22 protein-coding genes, 1 tRNA gene and 1 other annotated feature are annotated in these 18,106 nt (G+C 38.1%); of the genes, 19 read left to right on the top strand and 4 right to left on the bottom strand.

Annotated features, from left to right (window positions below; translation table 11 throughout):
- Positions 1-490: 490 nt before the first annotated feature.
- On the bottom strand, positions 491-1,501 hold the full coding sequence (locus FN924_RS13275; protein WP_158634008.1) for a DUF3231 family protein: 1,011 nt from the start codon (positions 1,499-1,501) through the stop codon (positions 491-493).
- A gap of 201 nt (positions 1,502-1,702) precedes the next feature.
- On the opposite strand from FN924_RS13275, the gene FN924_RS18910 reads away from it, so the two are divergent.
- The 6 genes from FN924_RS18910 (at position 1,703) to FN924_RS13250 (ending at position 4,726) form a co-directional block, all read left to right on the top strand.
- Entirely contained in the window at positions 1,703-1,861 is a 159-nt protein-coding gene (locus FN924_RS18910; RefSeq protein ID WP_158634007.1) for a hypothetical protein, read from the top strand.
- Between the two features lie 21 nt (positions 1,862-1,882).
- Positions 1,883-2,302: a GNAT family N-acetyltransferase gene (locus FN924_RS13270; protein ID WP_143895258.1), complete on the top strand. Its 420-nt coding sequence runs from the start codon at positions 1,883-1,885 to the stop codon at positions 2,300-2,302.
- Between the two features lie 19 nt (positions 2,303-2,321).
- On the top strand, positions 2,322-3,353 hold the full coding sequence (locus tag FN924_RS13265) for a S66 family peptidase (RefSeq protein WP_143895256.1): 1,032 nt from the start codon (positions 2,322-2,324) through the stop codon (positions 3,351-3,353).
- A gap of 380 nt (positions 3,354-3,733) precedes the next feature.
- Positions 3,734-3,826: transfer RNA gene (locus FN924_RS13260), tRNA-Ser, on the top strand.
- Positions 3,827-3,963: 137 nt separating this feature from the next.
- Positions 3,964-4,386 carry a MarR family winged helix-turn-helix transcriptional regulator gene (locus FN924_RS13255; RefSeq protein ID WP_143895254.1) on the top strand — a complete coding sequence of 141 codons (423 nt, stop codon included), beginning with the start codon at positions 3,964-3,966 and terminating at the stop codon, positions 4,384-4,386.
- Positions 4,370-4,726: a DUF3147 family protein gene (locus tag FN924_RS13250; RefSeq protein WP_143895252.1), complete on the top strand. Its 357-nt coding sequence runs from the start codon at positions 4,370-4,372 to the stop codon at positions 4,724-4,726. Before FN924_RS13255 ends, FN924_RS13250 begins: the two co-directional genes overlap by 17 nt.
- Before the next feature lie 44 nt (positions 4,727-4,770).
- Here FN924_RS13250 and ytaF read toward each other — a convergent pair whose 3' ends face one another.
- Positions 4,771-5,481 carry a sporulation membrane protein YtaF gene (gene ytaF, locus FN924_RS13245; RefSeq protein WP_228409442.1) on the bottom strand — a complete coding sequence of 237 codons (711 nt, stop codon included), beginning with the start codon at positions 5,479-5,481 and terminating at the stop codon, positions 4,771-4,773.
- A 93-nt stretch (positions 5,482-5,574) separates the two neighbouring features.
- Positions 5,575-5,843 (top strand) — a binding site (T-box leader).
- A gap of 147 nt (positions 5,844-5,990) precedes the next feature.
- Between ytaF and FN924_RS13240 the strand changes: the two genes are divergently transcribed.
- From FN924_RS13240 to FN924_RS13210, 7 genes are all read left to right on the top strand, one after another.
- Positions 5,991-6,848, top strand: coding sequence for an SAM hydrolase/SAM-dependent halogenase family protein (locus FN924_RS13240; protein ID WP_143895248.1), 858 nt, complete (start codon positions 5,991-5,993; stop codon positions 6,846-6,848).
- Positions 6,849-6,863: 15 nt separating this feature from the next.
- A complete protein-coding gene (locus FN924_RS13235) occupies positions 6,864-7,418 on the top strand; it encodes an ECF-type riboflavin transporter substrate-binding protein (RefSeq protein WP_143895246.1) in 555 nt (184 codons plus the stop codon).
- A gap of 87 nt (positions 7,419-7,505) precedes the next feature.
- Positions 7,506-9,206, top strand: a complete 1,701-nt coding sequence (locus tag FN924_RS13230) for an ABC transporter ATP-binding protein (RefSeq protein ID WP_143895244.1) — start codon at positions 7,506-7,508, stop codon at positions 9,204-9,206.
- Positions 9,207-9,208: 2 nt separating this feature from the next.
- The gene (locus FN924_RS13225) at positions 9,209-10,039 is read left to right on the top strand and encodes an energy-coupling factor transporter transmembrane component T family protein (protein ID WP_143895242.1); all 831 of its coding nucleotides are present in this window, start codon (positions 9,209-9,211) and stop codon (positions 10,037-10,039) included.
- 193 nt (positions 10,040-10,232) lie between these two features.
- On the top strand, positions 10,233-11,225 hold the full coding sequence (locus tag FN924_RS13220; RefSeq protein ID WP_143895240.1) for an NAD-dependent epimerase/dehydratase family protein: 993 nt from the start codon (positions 10,233-10,235) through the stop codon (positions 11,223-11,225).
- On the top strand, positions 11,222-11,734 hold the full coding sequence (locus FN924_RS13215; protein WP_158634005.1) for a 2'-5' RNA ligase family protein: 513 nt from the start codon (positions 11,222-11,224) through the stop codon (positions 11,732-11,734). Before FN924_RS13220 ends, FN924_RS13215 begins: the two co-directional genes overlap by 4 nt.
- A gap of 61 nt (positions 11,735-11,795) precedes the next feature.
- Positions 11,796-12,251 carry a GNAT family N-acetyltransferase gene (locus FN924_RS13210; RefSeq protein WP_143895236.1) on the top strand — a complete coding sequence of 152 codons (456 nt, stop codon included), beginning with the start codon at positions 11,796-11,798 and terminating at the stop codon, positions 12,249-12,251.
- Between the two features lie 140 nt (positions 12,252-12,391).
- Here FN924_RS13210 and FN924_RS13205 read toward each other — a convergent pair whose 3' ends face one another.
- Complete coding sequence (locus FN924_RS13205; RefSeq protein ID WP_143895234.1) at positions 12,392-12,922, bottom strand: hypothetical protein; 531 nt, start codon at positions 12,920-12,922, stop codon at positions 12,392-12,394.
- Positions 12,923-13,035: 113 nt separating this feature from the next.
- Here FN924_RS13205 and FN924_RS13200 point away from each other — a divergent pair, with 113 nt between their 5' ends.
- Complete coding sequence (locus FN924_RS13200; RefSeq protein WP_143895232.1) at positions 13,036-13,620, top strand: TetR/AcrR family transcriptional regulator; 585 nt, start codon at positions 13,036-13,038, stop codon at positions 13,618-13,620.
- A 45-nt stretch (positions 13,621-13,665) separates the two neighbouring features.
- On the opposite strand, the gene FN924_RS13195 is transcribed toward FN924_RS13200, so the two are convergent.
- Positions 13,666-14,367, bottom strand: a complete 702-nt coding sequence (locus FN924_RS13195; RefSeq protein WP_143895230.1) for a TerC family protein — start codon at positions 14,365-14,367, stop codon at positions 13,666-13,668.
- A 113-nt stretch (positions 14,368-14,480) separates the two neighbouring features.
- Here FN924_RS13195 and FN924_RS13190 point away from each other — a divergent pair, with 113 nt between their 5' ends.
- The 5 genes from FN924_RS13190 to zupT all read left to right on the top strand — a co-directional run bounded on the left by FN924_RS13190 (position 14,481) and on the right by zupT (position 17,962).
- Complete coding sequence (locus FN924_RS13190) at positions 14,481-14,879, top strand: HIT family protein (RefSeq protein WP_143895228.1); 399 nt, start codon at positions 14,481-14,483, stop codon at positions 14,877-14,879.
- An 11-nt stretch (positions 14,880-14,890) separates the two neighbouring features.
- The gene (locus FN924_RS13185) at positions 14,891-15,634 is read left to right on the top strand and encodes a phosphorylase family protein (RefSeq protein ID WP_143895226.1); all 744 of its coding nucleotides are present in this window, start codon (positions 14,891-14,893) and stop codon (positions 15,632-15,634) included.
- A gap of 79 nt (positions 15,635-15,713) precedes the next feature.
- A complete protein-coding gene (locus FN924_RS13180; protein ID WP_143895224.1) occupies positions 15,714-16,385 on the top strand; it encodes a sigma factor-like helix-turn-helix DNA-binding protein in 672 nt (223 codons plus the stop codon).
- 20 nt (positions 16,386-16,405) lie between these two features.
- The gene (gene clpP / locus FN924_RS13175; RefSeq protein WP_143895222.1) at positions 16,406-16,990 is read left to right on the top strand and encodes an ATP-dependent Clp endopeptidase proteolytic subunit ClpP; all 585 of its coding nucleotides are present in this window, start codon (positions 16,406-16,408) and stop codon (positions 16,988-16,990) included.
- Between the two features lie 168 nt (positions 16,991-17,158).
- Positions 17,159-17,962, top strand: coding sequence for a zinc transporter ZupT (gene zupT, locus FN924_RS13170; RefSeq protein ID WP_143895220.1), 804 nt, complete (start codon positions 17,159-17,161; stop codon positions 17,960-17,962).
- The last annotated feature ends 144 nt before the right edge of the window (positions 17,963-18,106 follow it).

Here is an 18,106-nt window from a genome sequence, read left to right as displayed (position 1 = left end):
GACCGCTACTGCTATAGTGACGGTATTTTCGATTACTGGAGCTATAACGATACGTGCGATGTTTACGTTTACTACTACTTCCACTATACTTCAAAACTTTTTTTATAAACTTATCAAGCATAAAAAAACTCCTTTCCTTTTATGATTAGTACGTAAAGGAAGGAGTTTTAGTTTCATTATTTTACTAGAACTTATGACTTATTTTTTTAGTTTTAGATGGTTCTTACTACACCTAACATTTTGATGAAAGTCTGGCTCGTCCTCTGACCAAACAGAAATTCCGACACTACACCCAATTTTTCGATGTCCTTCTTTATCTATTGGGAGGTTTATTTCTTTAGTGATACGGTTTTGCAACTTGCTGAATCGTTAACTTATTGATGAAGAGCTTTATGATGTCAAACGGGACGGAAGAAAACAAAGTTATAATGTATAGAGACTTTGAATGTAAAATAAGTGATTTAAGGAAAATAGACTTAAATGACAATCCTTATGATCCATTTCCTTTCGTTATCTGTTCCCGATCCATAGCGTGTGGGGGGCGTTCGAACCATTTGTTTTTTATCATAAGGTTAATGCCATCCTCCGCGAATAGACCAATATCTTTCATCATCTTCAAATATTTAGCTGTAAGGTCATGACGCATACTTAATGCTAGAGAGCCACCTATATTTCCTACACCAATAGAGCTTAATGCGTTGGATTGGAACAGCATGAGCTTATCGGAGAATGGTGGTTCCGTTGATTCTGTTACTTCCGTATCCCAGGTCATTGGAGTAGGAAGACTACTTTCTTCAAAAAAAGTGTGAAAGATATTGATAAGAGAACGAGATAATTCTATACCTCTTATGAAGTAACTTTTTAGTTCTTCTGATCTAGCTGTTTGTGCGAATCCCATAAGCAGCGCTTTTCCATAAGCATTGTTAGCGTGGTTCAAGAAAAGATGAGATATTTCTTCTGCTGTTAACGTACGCCGCTCCCCTAACCAACCACGAAGAAAGGATTGCTTCTCAACAAAAGTTGGTTCTTTTGGGACAGCGATATAAGGAGGACGAATAAAAACTCCTTTTGTAAGCATGACCTCTTTGGCAGCGTCCTCCGTTTTAGCTGCATGTTGAATCAAATTATAATAAAGGTCCCGAATATCTTTTCTGGCAGACATAGAAAATGCCATTCCATCAGCAGATAATCCAGCTTTGCCTAAGTTTCGAATAAATGCCACCATGTACGTATCTGAATATAATTTAGGCGCTTGTAAATGGACATCTTCATCCGAAAAGCCGATGGGTACTGGATAGTTCTCTTGGATGAATATTTCCTTAACTTGTGTTAAGTGTTCAGATGAATATTGGTAGGCAAGCTGAATAACTTCTCCGATGCTCTTATCTTCCACTTTTTGTTTAAAATACTTCAAGATAGGGATTGTGGCACTCTCTGCCATATAGGTAGCCCATAACACACCAATTTCTGCAGACGTTAACTTAATATTATGCTCCTTCATGTACATTACTCCTCACGCTCCTGTTTGTCTGTAGTGTGTGCCTAACTAATTTCAAATATTTGTATGTTTACAAAAAAATTGGGATTTAAGATATCAACCTATCTATTTGTGTTAAGATGAATACCACAAACATGAGTCCAACGAACGGTACAACAACTTGGCTTTAAACATATATATATAAATTGCTGAAGGAGTGTACATATGGATCTTTTACTATGGATGGTTTTAGGATTAGTTCTCGTAATTATGACATGTTTTGTTATCATTAATCGTATTACGAATGGATCAAAGCAAGACAAAAAAGAGCTCGAGAGCCGAGTAACCGAACTTGAAAAGAAATTTAAAGAGCTGCAAAAATAGGAGTAGAAAGTTGGGGTATGCATGGGAAGTATTCAGTTAGGGAAGGAAGAAGATTCTAAATATATTCGTAAAAAGCTGATTGAATTTAATATGAAGCAGCTATCGGACGATATTAAGACACCACTGGAAGAGATTAGTTTTGTAGTGAAGAATGATACGGGAGAAACGATAGGTGGAATTACAGGGACAATGTTCTGGCACCATATACATATCGATTTTCTGTGGGTGTCGGAAAAGGCTCGTGGAGAAGGGTATGGCACGCAATTAATGAATCGATTGGAAGCCTTTGCAAAAGAACATACCTGTCGACTTATCTTGTTAGATACCTTTAGTTTCCAAGCGCCAGATTTTTATCAGAAGTTAGGATTCGAAATCGTTGGAATCGTAGAAGATCACCCAAAGGGATACAGCCAATACTTTTTACAAAAACGTTTGTGCTAGGAAAGGTGGTATATTATCGATGTTGCAAAAACCGAATAAACTTCAAAAGGGAGATCGAGTAGCAACGATTAGTCCTTCCTGGGGTGGAGCAGGGGATCCGGAGTTAAAGTGGAGATACGAACAAGGAGTGAAGAGATTAGAAGAGGTATTTGGTCTTGAAGTAGTAGCAATGCCTAATAGCTTAAAAGGTACGACCTATACCTATGAGAACCCAAAAGCAAGAGCAGAAGACTTCATGCAAGCTTTTCAGGATAAAATGATTAAAGCGATTATTTGTAATATAGGAGGGGAGGACAGCATTCGGTTACTTCCTTATATCGATTTCGATGTGATCCGGCAAAACCCTAAAATATTTATGGGATATTCAGACGTGACCATTTCTCACTTATTTTGCCATAAAGCAGGGCTTTCCTCTTTCTATGGACCAGCTATTCTGACGGATTTCGCGGAAAATATAGAAATGGATGCTTATACTAGAAAGTGGATAGAAAAGACACTTTTTTCTGATAAGGTAATTGGGGAAGTTGAACCTGCCGCGGAGTGGACCAGTGAACACTTATTGTGGGTAGAGGAGAATAAACATAAGCGTCGAATAATGAACAAAAATCAAGGATATGAGTTACTGCAAGGCTCTGGTAAAGTACAAGGGCGTTTAATGGGAGGGTGTATAGAAGTATTAGAATTCGCTAAAAGTACGATTCTTTGGCCAAAGCCTGACGATTGGAAGGATAGTATTTTATTTTTTGAGACATCAGAGGATCATACACAACCAGACTATATTCGGTATTGGTTACGTAACTACGCAGCACAAGGTATTCTTCAAGCTGCTAAAGGGATTATTTTTGGGAAACCAAAGGACGAGAAATATTACGAAGAGTATAAAGAAGAAATAACCGGTGTTATGGTAGAATACGGACTTACAGACACACCAATTCTGTATAACTTAAATTTTGGCCATACAGAACCAAAATGTATTCTACCTTATGGAGCTATGGCAGAGATTGATTGCGCATCGAAGACGTTCTCCATCTTAGAAGCTGCTGTACAATAAAAGAGTTTGTGTGATGAATAAGGTACCGAACGTAGAAAAAGCGAATTCTTTTTTTACGGTACTGTTAGATTTTAGAGTGGCTCAGTACTAGGGATACCTATTATTCTGAAAAAGTTGGATAGCGAATTCCATGGGAATAATGTAATCCTCGGAAGCAGATTTTCTCGATAGGAAAGCGCCCCGGAATGAACGTGTTATTTGACTACCCAATGCCTTGTACTCCTGGTCATATTTTTGTTATTCAAGGCCCTTTTGGATACCAGCTCGAAGTTATGGAATATGATGAATGACACGATATATATGTGATAGATTAGAAAGCCTGTAACTTGAAATATGAATCTATCTTTACTAAAATACAGGATGTGATTTTCACATATCAAGGAGAAGTACCCAAGTCCGGCTGAAGGGGATGCACTCGAAATGCATTAGGACGGGCAACTGTCGCGTGGGTTCGAATCCCACCTTCTCCGCCACAGTTTACATATGAGAGATGGAGAGACTCGTTTTTATTGGAACGGGTCTCTTTTGTTTTGACTAATTATATATTCATTTGTATAATATATCGTGATACACGATTTATTCTATTTATAAGATATAATAGGAGGATGAAATGGCACATCCATACGAAAACATGAACAAATATTGGACCGATATTTATTATCACTTACATTACGAACATAAAGAAAAACTTACTCACCAAACCATTCGTATTCTGCAGCATATTGAGAAAACGAGTCAGACCGGTATAAATGAGTTAGCTGAAAAAATGGATGTGTCTCAGAATACAGCATCTGAGCATGTCAAACGGTTAATGACAAAGAAATATGTAAGGAAGCAAAGAGATGTTGTGGATGAAAGGAAAGTTATCTTAACTTTAACAGAATTAGGACAAGAGGTTTTATATCGCAATACGAGTTTAGATGAGGAAAAACTTCAAGCTATTATGGAAAAATTGGAAGAACGTGATCAAAAAAAGATACTAGAAGGACTTCAATTATTAAGCGAGGCTGTTCAGCATGTTCGTCCTAATTAAAGTGATTGTATCTGCCATTGTAATTGGTATCATTACAGAAGTTGCAAGAAGGTTTCCTACTTACGGTGGTGTTGTAGCTGCACTACCACTCGTTAGTATCTTGAGCATCATATGGTTATCAGCTCAAGGAGAACAAAATCCGACACTAAGTCGTTTTGTTCTAGGTGTCCTATGGGGATTTCCTGCAACTGCGTTCCTACTATTTATTGTTTACATTGGTTTGAAGCACTCCTTACCACTCATCGTATCTCTAGGATTTGGACTATTTGGTTGGTTCGTTTTTTTATCCTTACAAGAACTATTTTTAAAGCAAGTGAAGCTTTTAATATTTCAGTCCTAATAAAGAACCAGCCCTAATCAAAAATGAAAGGGCTGGTTCTTTTGTTACCATAACTTAGAAAGACCGATCGCAATTAGGATAACGCCAGGTAGGAAGGAAATGTAATTTAGCCAGGTAACTTTTGCAAAGGTTAATCCAATCCTCAACCCAGTAAAAATCATGAGACAGCTTAAGATGGAAACGGTAATGGCGGTAAAACTAGGAGAGTATCCCATAAATGAGGCTCCGATTCCTGCTCCAAAAGAGTCGAGTGATAAGGCTGCTCCTAATAAAACGGCTTCCCAGCCTCTTATTGTTCCTGAATTATCTAAGTCTGCGGCAGAAGGAACCTTAAGTATCTCAATAACTAAACCGATGGACTTTAGATTAATACGGATGACTTTAGTTGGTTGTTCTTGTTTAATTGGAGGAGCTGATTTTTCCTCTGTTCGTTCTCCGTTCTTGAAATAATTAATGGTAGCCCAAATTCCAACGAGAATAAGAATCCAAGCTCCAATTTGGTTTTCTGCTTGTAAGCCAATAAAAGAGGTGATAATTTCTCCAAAAGACATAGACAATAAGATAACGATTCCTGTACAGAATGTGATAATTAGAATAGAGATGAAAGGGATCTTAATTCTTCTTAATCCATAACTCAATCCCACCCCAAATCCATCTAGACTTACTGCAATAGCTAATATAAATAGGGATGCATAGTAAATGTAAATCACTCCCTCTTGCCAAAGTAACTGAAATATCATATGCAGAAGTTTCAAACGTGACATTCACCTATATTGAGGGAGAAAATTAAAAAAATTCAAAAAAGTATTGCATAAGTTTTCTATTTCGTATAATATTATCCTCAATAATAAAAGGCAGTGACGAGAAAAAGTAAAATCTAGTTATTTTTTAAAGAGAGCTTCGGTAGCTGAAAAGAAGCAAAAATACGGATTTGAACAATGGACTCTGAGCCGCGGGCTGAACGTATCGACTGATATTAGTAGGCTTCGACGAGATTTGGTACTCGTTATCCAAACCACGGTATAAGAATGTAAGATGTTCTGTACTTGTTGAGGCTATTTGTGTGAGCAAATAGTGAATTAAGGTGGTACCACGTGAATCCAACCACGTCCTTATCAGATATATGATAAGGGCGTGGTTTTTTATTTGTAAGTTTTTAGAGAGGAGGAAGATGAGCAAAGCTCGTACTATTTTTCTTAACAGTTAACAGGAATGGCTTATTCGATATGTAATTTGGTGAAAACAAGGAGAAAGGGGAGTATGTATGTGTAAAGCATTAGTATTACAAACAGACTTTGGATTAAGTGATGGGGCGGTAAATGCGATGAATGGGGTAGCTTTCTCTGTGGATTCGAATATTCCAATATTCGATTTAACACACGATATACCCCCGTACGACATTTGGGAGGCATCGTATCGTTTACTACAAACTGTTGACTATTGGCCGAAAGAAACGGTATTTGTATCGGTAGTTGATCCGGGTGTGGGATCAGATCGGAACAGTGTAGTTGTCAAAACGAATTCCAATCACTATATCGTGACACCTGATAATGGTACACTTACCCACATTCAGCACAAGGTTGGAATCAAAGAAGCAAGGTTTATAGATGAAAAGGTAAATCGATTGCCGAAATCTGGTGCATCTCATACATTTCATGGTCGTGACGTTTATGCATACACAGGAGCGCGGTTGGCGGCTCATGTCATTCGTTTTGAAGAAGTGGGACCAGAGTTAGAGCTATCATCCATTGTTACATTGCCATTTATCGAGCCTGATAAACAACAGGATCAAATTTCAGGTATTATTGATATACTTGATGTCAGATTTGGAAATCTATGGACCAACATCAGCCGAGAGTTGTTTTTGTCTCTAGAGGTTCTATATGGAGAGCAATTAGAAGTAACCATTTTTAATGATTCTAGAAAAATCTATAAAAATATAATGACCTATGGTCGTTCATTCGCTGATATTTGTGTCGGTGAACCATTGGTGTATGTTAATTCTTTAGACAACATTGCAGTAGCTATTAATCAAGGCTCTTTTGCCAAAGCATACAACATTGGTACAGGATCAAGCTGGCGAATTTCGATAAGAAAAGCACCAAAAATAATTTATAGTTAGGGAGATGAAGTAGAAATGAGTAGAGGACTTGCAACAAAAACAATTGTAGCAATTGGAATTGGTACTGCTGTATTCGTTATTTTGAACCGATTTGCTGCCATTCCCACAGGGGTACCGAATACAAACTTTCAGACATCCTATGCGTTTTTAGCTTTAATGGCTGTATTGTTTGGTCCTATTGCAGGATTATTGATTGGGTTCATCGGTCACGCGTTAACGGATGCCATTGTATGGGGTTCTGTTTGGTGGAGTTGGGTTATCGTTTCCGGTTTTGTAGGGTTAACAATCGGGCTTTTCTCCAAACGACTTAATGTCGAAGAAGGGAACTTTGGATGGAAGCATATTGCTATTTTTAATATTGCGCAGATTGTAGCGAACGGAGTAGGCTGGTTTGTACTAGCGCCATTATTAGATATTCTTATTTATGCCGAACCAGCGAATAAAGTTTTCCTACAAGGATTAGTAGCAGGAGGATTTAACATCGTTACTGCTGGTGTGCTAGGCACAATTCTTTTGGCTGCTTATGCGAAAACGCGAAGTAAAAGTAATAGTCTTGAACTAGATGCTTAAAGAGAAAAAGTCGAGAATAAATCTCGACTTTTTTCTTTTTATATTAATGGTAGAATAAGAGAAAAAGAATTGTAGGGGACAATTATAATGGGGAAACCAATGATAGAATTCGTCGATTTTGGGTTTAAATACCGTAGCCAAACAAATCCGACCTTACATAACATTAATTTGACCATACACGAAGGTGAAAAGGTAGTAATCGTTGGTCCGTCGGGTTCCGGAAAAAGTACATTAGGTCATTGCTTAAACGGATTGGCCCCGTTTTCGTATCAAGGGGATATTACTGGAAAGCTCAACATAAAAGGAAAAGATGTAACTAATATTAGCATCTTTGAGCGTTCCAAACATGTAGGTACTGTTCTACAGGATCCGGATAGCCAGTTTATTGGACTTACGGTTGGAGAAGATATTGCATTTTCTTTAGAAAACGATGGATGGGTCCAGTCACAGATGAAGGAACGAGTAAGAGAGGTTTCGGGTCTCGTGAATATGGAGAAATATATAGATGCTTCCGTTCATGAATTATCAGGTGGTCAACGACAACGTGTTGCTCTAGGGGGCGTGCTAGTAGATAATGTAGATATTTTATTGTTCGATGAACCGCTTGCCAACCTCGATCCGGCTGCTGGAAAACATGCAATCTCATTAATCGATTCTATTCACAAAACATTGCATAAGACAATTGTGATTATCGAACACCGTCTAGAAGATGTTCTTTTTAAAAACGTGGATCGGATTGTTGTGATGAATCATGGAAAAATAGTGATGGACAGCAGTCCTGCTGAGGTTCTATCTTCTTCCACGCTTTCAGATAATGATGTTCGGGAACCACTATATTTAAAAGCATTGAGATTGGCAGGGTGTACGATTACACCGGATATGCATCCGCAGCATATGGACTCATTGGACATCTCCACTTGCAAAGATAGAATACGGAATTGGTTTGATTCAACACCTGCGAGTGCTCAAGCTATTAAGCGTGAAGCGAGACTTCAACTAGAGAATATTTCCTTCGGGTATTCGAAAGAAGAGGAAATAATTCATAATGTTTCCTTAGAAATTGGAAAGGGAGAAATGGTGAGTATAGTAGGAAAAAACGGAGCTGGAAAATCGACGCTTTCCAAGCTTATTTGTGGATTTGAGAAGCTTACAGAAGGACGAATACTGTTAGATGGAGTGGATATAACGACTGAAACTGTAAAAGAGCGCGCTGAGCGTATTGGGATGGTTCTGCAAAATCCAAATCATATGATTTCCAAGCATATGATTGTCGATGAGGTAGCATTAGGCTTAAAAGCCCGTGGAATTCCAGAAGCCGAAATAACGAAGCGAGTTGAAGAAACGTTAAAGCTTTGTGGGTTGTATGCCTATCGAAAATGGCCGATATCTGCCTTGAGCTTCGGACAGAAGAAAAGAGTGACAATCGCTTCTATTCTAGTTCTTAACCCAGAGGTTCTACTATTAGATGAACCTACTGCCGGACAAGATTACCGACATTACACGGAACTCATGGAATTCTTAAAAAAACTGAACGAGTCTGGTGTCACTATTCTTTTAATTACACATGACATGCATCTAATGCTGGAGTACACATCAAGAGCGATCGTGATTTCTGAAGGGAAAATAGTTGCTGACGATTCTGCAGTGCGGATTATTACAAATGAAGAAGTAATTAAGGTAGCCAATCTTAAAGAAACCTCTTTATTCGAATTAGCTCTTAAATTAGAGATTGAAAATCCAAGAGAGTTTGTTCAACATTTCATAAATGTAGACAGGGAGGGTCGATAATCGTGGCATCAGAAATGTTATCATACATTGATCGGAAGTCTCCAATTCATTTCCTAACAGGTGCTACGAAGCTAGTATGTTTTATTTTGTGGTCGTTTGCTGCGATGCTTACGTACGATACTAGAATCTTAGTGCTGCTATTTACTCTAAGTATAGCTATTTTTGTCGTTTCCAATATAAAACTAAAAGAAGTTTCCTTTATTTTAGGACTTATTTTACTGTTTCTTCTTATAAACAATATCGCAATTTACGTATTTGCGCCGCAACAAGGGGTTGAAATTTATGGGACCGCTCATGTGTGGTGGGAGCTTCCGGGCCATTATGATCTAACGGCAGAACAACTTTTTTATCAGTTAAATATTACGTTAAAATATTTTGTTGTGATTCCTGCTGCCTTATTGTTCATCGTAACGACGAATCCTAGTGAATTTGCTTCTTCTTTAAACCGAATTGGTGTTAGCTACCGAATCGCTTATGCAGTTGCAATTGCTTTACGATATATACCAGATATTCAGCGAGACTATCGAACAATTGCATTAGCACAGCAAGCTCGTGGAATAGATTTATCCCGAAATGAGAAGTTTTTGACTAGGGTTAAAAACGCAATATCTATTGTAATGCCACTTATTTTTTCGAGTTTGGACCGAATTGAAGTGATTAGTAATGGGATGGAGCTTCGAGGATTTGGAAAGCATAAAAAAAGAACATGGTATCGTAGTCGCCAATTTGCATTTATTGATTATGTTGCCATCGGATTGTTTGTTTTATTGTTGGTGGGATCTTTATTGATTACTTTCTATGATGGGAATCGGTTTTATAATCCATTTTTATAATGACTAGAAAACGATGCGTAGAGCATCGTTTTTAATCGTCGTCCATCCGAATATTTCCGAGGAAATACTCGAGCATCCGACAGAAAAAAAGGAAATGTGAATCAATGCTCGAAAACTGTTAATTTATTTATCACTATATTTTTTCCTGCCATCTGTAGACTGTGATACTATTTAGGGAGTAGGGGGAATCAGGATGAAAATACTAGTAATTGGAGGTTCAAGCTTTGTAGGAAGACACATCACAGAGCGTGCTGTGAAAAGAGGGCATGCGGTCACCATGTTTAATCGTGGGAAAAGTAATCCAGAACTATTCCCGTATGTCGAGAAAATTCGAGGAGATCGAGATAAGGATATCGATTTACTGACCAACGGGGAATGGGATGCAGTCATTGATACGTGCGGTTACGTTCCGCGCATTGTACAGAAATCCGTTCAAGCTTTAAAAAATAATGTTAAGCAATACATATTTATTTCAACGGTGTCCGTATATAAAGACTTAATCGAACCAAATAAAACAGAAGAAGCAGAATTAGCTTTTATGGAAGGTGCAATAACAGAAGAAAAAACGCCGGAAACGTATGGTCCATTAAAAGTACTATGTGAGGAGAAGGTTCGTGATGGATTTGATCATCACCTTATTGTAAGACCAGGATTTATCATTGGACCGTATGACTATAGTGACAGGTTTACATACTGGGTTGATAGGATTTTAAGAAATGAAAAAGTATTAGGTCCAGGAAGCCGAAACGAATATTTGCAGTTTATAGATGCTAGAGATTTAGCAGAATGGCTTATTGATGCAATTGAACGCCAACTAATTGGTACCTATAATCTTACAAGTGAACCGAACCGATATACATTTGAGGATGTATTAGCAGAATGCAAACGTATGTTGAATCCCACTTGCACCATTTATTGGGCGAAAGATGAACACTTAGAAGAAAATGTCCAGCCCTTTGTTGAGCTTCCTTTCTGGGTTCCAAACGCTTGGGAGGAAAAGGGGGTTTTTCAGATCAATGTCGATAAGGCAAAGGATGTAGGGTTAAAAACAAGACCTATATCTGAAACAATTCGAGATGTTGGAAGATGGTTAAAGGAATCGGGGCACCATGTAACAGAGGTTGGTATGGATATAAAAAAACAAAAGGAGCTTATTGCACGTATAGAGGGTGGGGACCTACCTTGATTACAAGATCTATATGTGTGTTCCCTAAGTTTGTTAACATGAACCGGATAGAAAAGTGGAGAGAGAAATATGACACTTTGTTCGGAAAGATAAATCCCCACGTTACGTTAGTATTTCCTTTTAAAAGTGAATTAGATAAGGAAAGTTTGGAAACGCATGTAAGGGATATTTTGGATGGGGTGAACCCTTTTATCATAGAATTGAATGGTGTTTCAAGGACAGATGACAACCTTCTTTACTTGACTGTTGGTAAGGGAGTGGAAGAGCTTGTTGAGATTCACGACCGCTTGTATTCAAGGGTTCTTCAGCCTTTTTTACGGAAGGATCTTCCTTATAATCCGCACGTAACAATAGGAAGGTTGGATTCGAAGCAAGCGCTTGAAGAAGCTTATCGTGATGTTCGTAGTGAGTTTGAGTCCACTCAAACATTAGTTAGGGAGCTTGCGGTGGAGATAATTGAAGAAGATGAAACTTCAAACATTGAGTTCATCATAAATATTGGCTTGTAAGAAGGGTTATGGAAACCTACGGCGAATATTTGGTTAACATTTTAGTAGAGGAGACGTATCCGTGAAAATTATAGTTGATGATTTGAGGGGACCTGAAATTGCAAGCTTAATAGGGGAACATCTTCATAATATGACGTTACATTCTCCAGCTGAAAGCATCCATGCACTTGATTTGGAATCGTTAAGAAAACCAGATATTACGTTTTGGAGTGCATGGGATGGTCATGCACTGATGGGATGTGGAGCGATTAAACAATTAAGTATGAACCATGGAGAAGTAAAGTCGATGAAGACTTCTCCTGATCATGTAAGGAAGGGGGTAGCAAGGAAGTTGCTTCAGCACATATTAGAGGAAAGTAAAAAACGTGGCTATACTCGAGTGAGTTTAGAGACTGGTTCAATGGATGCGTTTCTTCCAGCTAGAAGGCTGTACGAGAGCTTCGGATTTAAATATTGTGGGCCATTTGCAGATTACAAAGAAGATACGAATAGCGTATTTATGACGAAGGTTTTGTGATAAAGAACTGTTAACGGTTTGCTTAACTTTACAACGCTCCTCTTGGATTAGCAGATTATTATCCCTAATCTGCTAATCCAAGAGGAGCATTTGTATGTATTCGACATTTTTCACCAAATACCGGGTGGTGACAGGCACTCTTATTTTGTTTTGCGTGGCCAGATAAAGTAACTGATGGAGATGAGGAGGTCTATTGCTACGACGATTAACCAAATTCTTAGGATTCCGTATAGTGCTTCTGTTTTACTTGAATCGTCAATCCATACAATGGTTCCTACGAGTAATGAAGCACCTATCATATAGGCAAGTGCGTGTCGTAGCCATCCGGTGAAGTAATGCTTAGCATAATCATATCCATACCGTTTCTGCGGTTTTGCCCCTTGCTTTAAGAAATAATATTGAAATCGTTCATCTGCCCACTGGATCATGCTTTTTCCAAATGCAATCGATACCCCAATATATACGGCGGCTATTGCGTGTGCAGGTGTAGCAGTGGCCCCTCTGTACAAGTCAAATCCGGTTACGATTAGGAGCATTAGATCTAATAATGGACTTAAAGCTAAAAGAAACAGTCCAGCCTTTTCCTTTCGTAATACATATCTAGTTATAAGTCCGAGCAAAATGACAACCCAAAATAATATTTCGCACGTAATTATCAAAGCGGTTATCATATATTCACCTCTTTTTAATACATCTGTATGAATAAAAGTATAGCAACGAACCTTAAGTAATACAACTGTATTAAAAAATTGAATCCACTTTTATTCCTTGGTAAAATAAAGATATGCCAAAAAAAGTAGATCACAAAAAAAGAAAACAAAAAATTGCGGAAGCGACATGGCGCGTGATAGTAGAAAAAGGAATCGAGCATGCATCTGTTCGAAACATTGCGGAGGAGGCGAATTTGTCATTAGGTGCTTTAAGGCATTATTTTTCTAGTCAGGATCAATTGCTAGCCTATACGATGGAGTTAGTGAAGGAGCGAGCAACAAACCGGATTGAGAGAATTGCCGCACAAAACATTCCATTAAAAGAAAAGGTAATTGCGATGTTACTAGAGATGGTGCCGACCAACGAACAGACACGTGTGGAAATGGAAGTTTGGTTTTCTTATATCGTACATATTCGACATAAAAAGGATAAAAAAAGCTTGGAAGCGGACGGAGTATATGAAGGAGTGCAACTGCTTATGAATACTTTACAACATGAGAACCTGTTAAAAGCAGAAGTTGACGTTGAAAAAGAAGCCGAAGCACTTTATGGATTGGTGGATGGTTTAGCTATTCATGCATTATTTGAGCCCGCTAAACTACCGAAAGAAAAACTGAAGACTATTTTTACGATTTATATGGAACGATTATATAAGTAACGCCCACTACGAAATAGTAGTGGGCGTTCTTGAGCGAGTATATAGCTATGCTTTTCGGATTTTTTGTTGATTAGTGACATAACCGGATAGCAAGACCGCAGCTGTGATGATTGCGGAAATGACGTAAGTAATTGTCCCGTGTGAAAGATTTAGTAACTCAAGAACACTATCATCCTCGGTAATCATTTCACTTGCTGTCCAAGCTAAAATACCTGAACCGATGTATGCAATCCAACGGAATTTTTCCAGTACCTTTACGATTAATTTGGAACCGAATATCATAATAGGAATACTAATCAGTACACCTAAAGCAATCATACCAATATGGCCATGAGCTGCTCCCGCAACTGCAACTACGTTATCTAGACTCATCGCTGCATCTGCAATAATAATAGTCATAACTGCTTTCTGTAAACCGTTGTGAGATTTAATGTGTGCTTCCTCTTCATCCTCCACTAAAACTTTGTAGGCTATATAAAGTAGAAGAAGCCCTCCAATTAAATGTACATAAGGAATCTGCAATAAATAAACAATGACAATAGCAAATAAGATACGTAAGATAACAGCTCCTGCAGTTCCCCAAAAAATTGCTTTATTTTGTTGTTCTTTGGGAAGGTTCTTGGTCGCCATTGCGATAACAATTGCGTTATCACCAGAAAGGATAATATCAATGGCAATAATTTTTAGAAGTGCAATAAGGGCACTTGTGGAAATAGCTAGTCCTAATATTGAGTGCATGTAATCCATCTGTTTTTGTTCCTCCTAGGTTACGTGTAATGCAAATATGCGATACTATTTTATTATAGTAACACAATTAATAGAATAGAATCATGAATTCGATTGGGAAAGGATGAAGAAACATGAGTAAAGATTGTATATTCTGTAATCCAGATAAAGACCCGAACCAAAACATCGTGTTTGAAACGGAGTCTTGTTATTATTTACAACACGATCTGGAGCAGGATGTGTTAGTAGGGAGTGGTGTGATTGTCCCGAAAGAACATCGTCAGACAACCTTTGATTTAACAAAAGATGAATGGCTGGATACATATGATTTACTCCAAAAGGTCAAAAAATATGTAACGGAGAACTATCAACCGGACGGTTTTACTTTAGGATGGAATGTAGGTGAAGCATCTAATCAAACGATCTTACATAGTCATTTTCATGTAATTCCGAGATATATGGACGAGCCATATGCTGGAAAAGGACTTAGACATTGGTTAAAGCAGCCGACAAATAAACGAAGCAAAGAATAGGAGCAACGTTAGTGAAATTATATGGAGACTTTTCAAAGGAAGACTGGCTAGACGTATTTAAGGTAAGCGAAAATCAAATACCTTCTTCTTTTATCATTCATGGTGAACATGACCACGCTGAAAATCTGAAAAATTGGCAAGACTTATTAATCGAGGAAATATGGATTCCAAGTTGGAACAGTATGGTTGGTAAATATGAGAATACATTGTTAGGATTCGCCAATGTGTATGGTGGACCGATGGCTGCCACCATCGTTCATCGCTTTTCGGTTATGGGAACGAATACATGGATACAAACCGGTTATTTTGGAGGGTTGTCCCCAGACATCCAATATGGAGATATTCTTATCGTTACGGCAGCTGAAATGAAGGATGGGGTTTCCAATTGGTATTTGCCTTCATCGAATATCGTACAATCGGATCCAATACTTGTAGATGCCGCGGTAAAATTTTGTGAAGAAAAAGGGTATAAATATAAAAAAGGTACTATTTTTACTACAGGTGCTATTATGGTGGAAACCGAAAAGATGGTGCAGGATTGGGCGGCTAACGGACACGTAGCAGTTGATATGGAAACAGCGACAACATTAGCCGTAGCATCCTATTTTAATAAACAAGCGATTGCAATTTTAAATTTATCCGATCACTTGATTAAAGGGGATACGTTTTATCATGAGAATCGTGATCGAGAGAAGATAGAGGATGAAACGGACCAAAAAATTAAAGAATTAGCTCTACATTTAGCAACTTTTTAAAAAATAATCTTCCCCCGTATCTTTTTAATGGATGGAATCGTTTAAGTTATGAGGAGTGTGTGAAAGGAGTGTGCGCATTATGTATAAAAAAGTAAGGGAGAAAGAGAACCAAATAGAAGGAACGAATTGGGAGGACCAATATCAACATTTGATTCAATATTGTCGGTTTATAACGAAAAACAAGTGGGATAGTGAAGAAATTGCTCAGGAGTCTATTGTAAGAGCACTAGAGCATTATGGTCCGGTGTCTGTGTCATCATCACTACTAAAAAAGATTGCTTATAACAATTGGATAGATACGATTCGGAGAAGAAAAAGGGAAGAGGTACTGACACTGGTTGTGTCTCCACAACAGGAGAATCAAAGTGTGCCGTCTGCCATGCACCTTTCGGAAATGTTGAAACAACACTTTACACCGAAGCAAGCAGTCATATTTCTATTGAAAGAAGTCTTCTCCTATCGTTTTAAGGAAATCGCGCAGTTAATGGATACCACAGAAACGGCTGTAAAGGCAAGCTTTATTCGAGCCAAAAAACGTTTGGAGCGAGATGAGAAAGAAGACTTCTCTTCGTTTTGGCGAGAGGAAGAGATGTTATTAGAATTCGTAACACTAGCTATCCAAAACGAAGAACCGACAGTATTGATACAAGCACTTCCTTCTATAGAAAGCTTAAGAAAACACCATAATCCAACCTGTGCAATGGTTTTCTCTTCTTCATCCCATCACACACTCTCTTTAGCAGCAGCTTAATATGCCGAGGAGGAAAAAGGATGACAACGATTCCATATGTAATTGAACAATCTAGCCGTGGGGAGCGTTCCTATGATATCTATTCAAGATTGTTAAAGGATCGAATAATAATGTTAGGTGATGAGATTAACGATCATGTTGCGAATACAATTGTTGCACAATTACTGTTTCTTGCAGCTGATGATCCAGAAAAAGATATTTCGCTTTACATTAACTGTCCGGGTGGTTCTACTACTGCGGGTTTCGCCATTTATGATACGATGCAATACATCCAGCCAGATGTACGAACCATTTGTACTGGAATGGCAGCTTCGTTTGGGGCTTTGTTATTGCTAGCGGGAGCAAAAGGAAAACGATGTGCATTACCAAATAGTGAAATTATGATTCACCAGCCACTGGGAGGAGCAAAGGGTCAAGCTACTGATATTGAAATTTCTGCTAACCGAATATTGAAATTAAAAGACCATATTAATGAGATAATTGCTACACGGACTGGTCAGTCAAAAGAAGTAATTGAAAAGGATACCGATCGAGATTACTTCATGAATGCTAAGGAAGCCAAGGATTACGGGATAATTGATGAAGTAATTCGTGGTAAAAAGTAGAGAACAAGCCGAGGTGGAAAAAACCTCGGCTTTTTGTATGCTAGGAAAATAAATTAATTGACGGTGTATTGACGCCACGATAAAATCTTGTATAAGGGAAACTTTAAAATGTCTTCTGCATACAATGGGATGAATGTTTGTAAAAAGAACTTAGAAAGGGGCAACACGATGGGAGAAGAATTAATAGTAGCATTTGGTTTAACGCTAATGGCAGGTCTTGCTACCGGGGTGGGTAGTATCCTTGCATTTTTCACTTCCTCCACCAACACCAAGTTCTTATCACTAGCACTAGGGTTCTCAGCAGGAGTCATGATTTATGTATCCATGATTGAAATTTTTGTAAAAGCGAAGGATGCATTAGTTGGGGAATTAGATGTTCAATTAGGAAATTGGATAACGGTTATAGCCTTCTTCGGCGGAATGATGCTCATAGCCTTAATCGATAAATTTATTCCGAAATCAGGAAATCCTCATGAAGTAAAAAGAGTAGAGGATATGAATTCGAGTAAAGTAAATGATCCTGCTCTCTTAAAAATGGGGACATTTACGGCACTAGCAATAGCAATTCACAATTTTCCTGAGGGAATTGCTACCTTTACATCGGCATTGCAAGACCCCAGTCTAGGTGTTGCCATTGCAGTGGCCATTGCTATTCACAATATCCCGGAAGGAATTGCTGTATCTGTTCCAGTCTATTTTGCTACTGGGGACAAGAAGAAAGCATTTCGATTATCTTTTCTGTCTGGACTATCTGAACCAGTGGGAGCAATTGTAGCATACTTAATTTTAATGCCATTCTTAAATGATATTCTGTTTGGAATTATATTCGCTGCAGTTGCTGGTATTATGGTTTTCATTTCACTGGACGAATTACTACCAGCTGCGAAGAAATACGATGAAGCACACACCTCTATTTATGGTTTAATTGCTGGAATGATGGTTATGGCCTTGAGTCTACTTTTATTCATTTAATCCAAACTTAAAAAAATATCCAAAAAAGTAAAACACTCCCAATAGTGGGAGTGTTTTTTGCTTTTGACACATTTTTGTCACAAAAATCACGTATAAATTCTCCCTTTTGACAAAAAAACACGATTTCGTCTTATTTGTTTCACG

Origin of the sequence: Radiobacillus deserti (assembly GCF_007301515.1) — a bacterium.
In the GTDB taxonomy this organism is placed as follows: domain Bacteria; phylum Bacillota; class Bacilli; order Bacillales; family Amphibacillaceae; genus Radiobacillus; species Radiobacillus deserti.
Note: the sequence above shows the minus strand (reverse complement) of the source record. Positions and strands in the feature narration are given on the sequence as shown.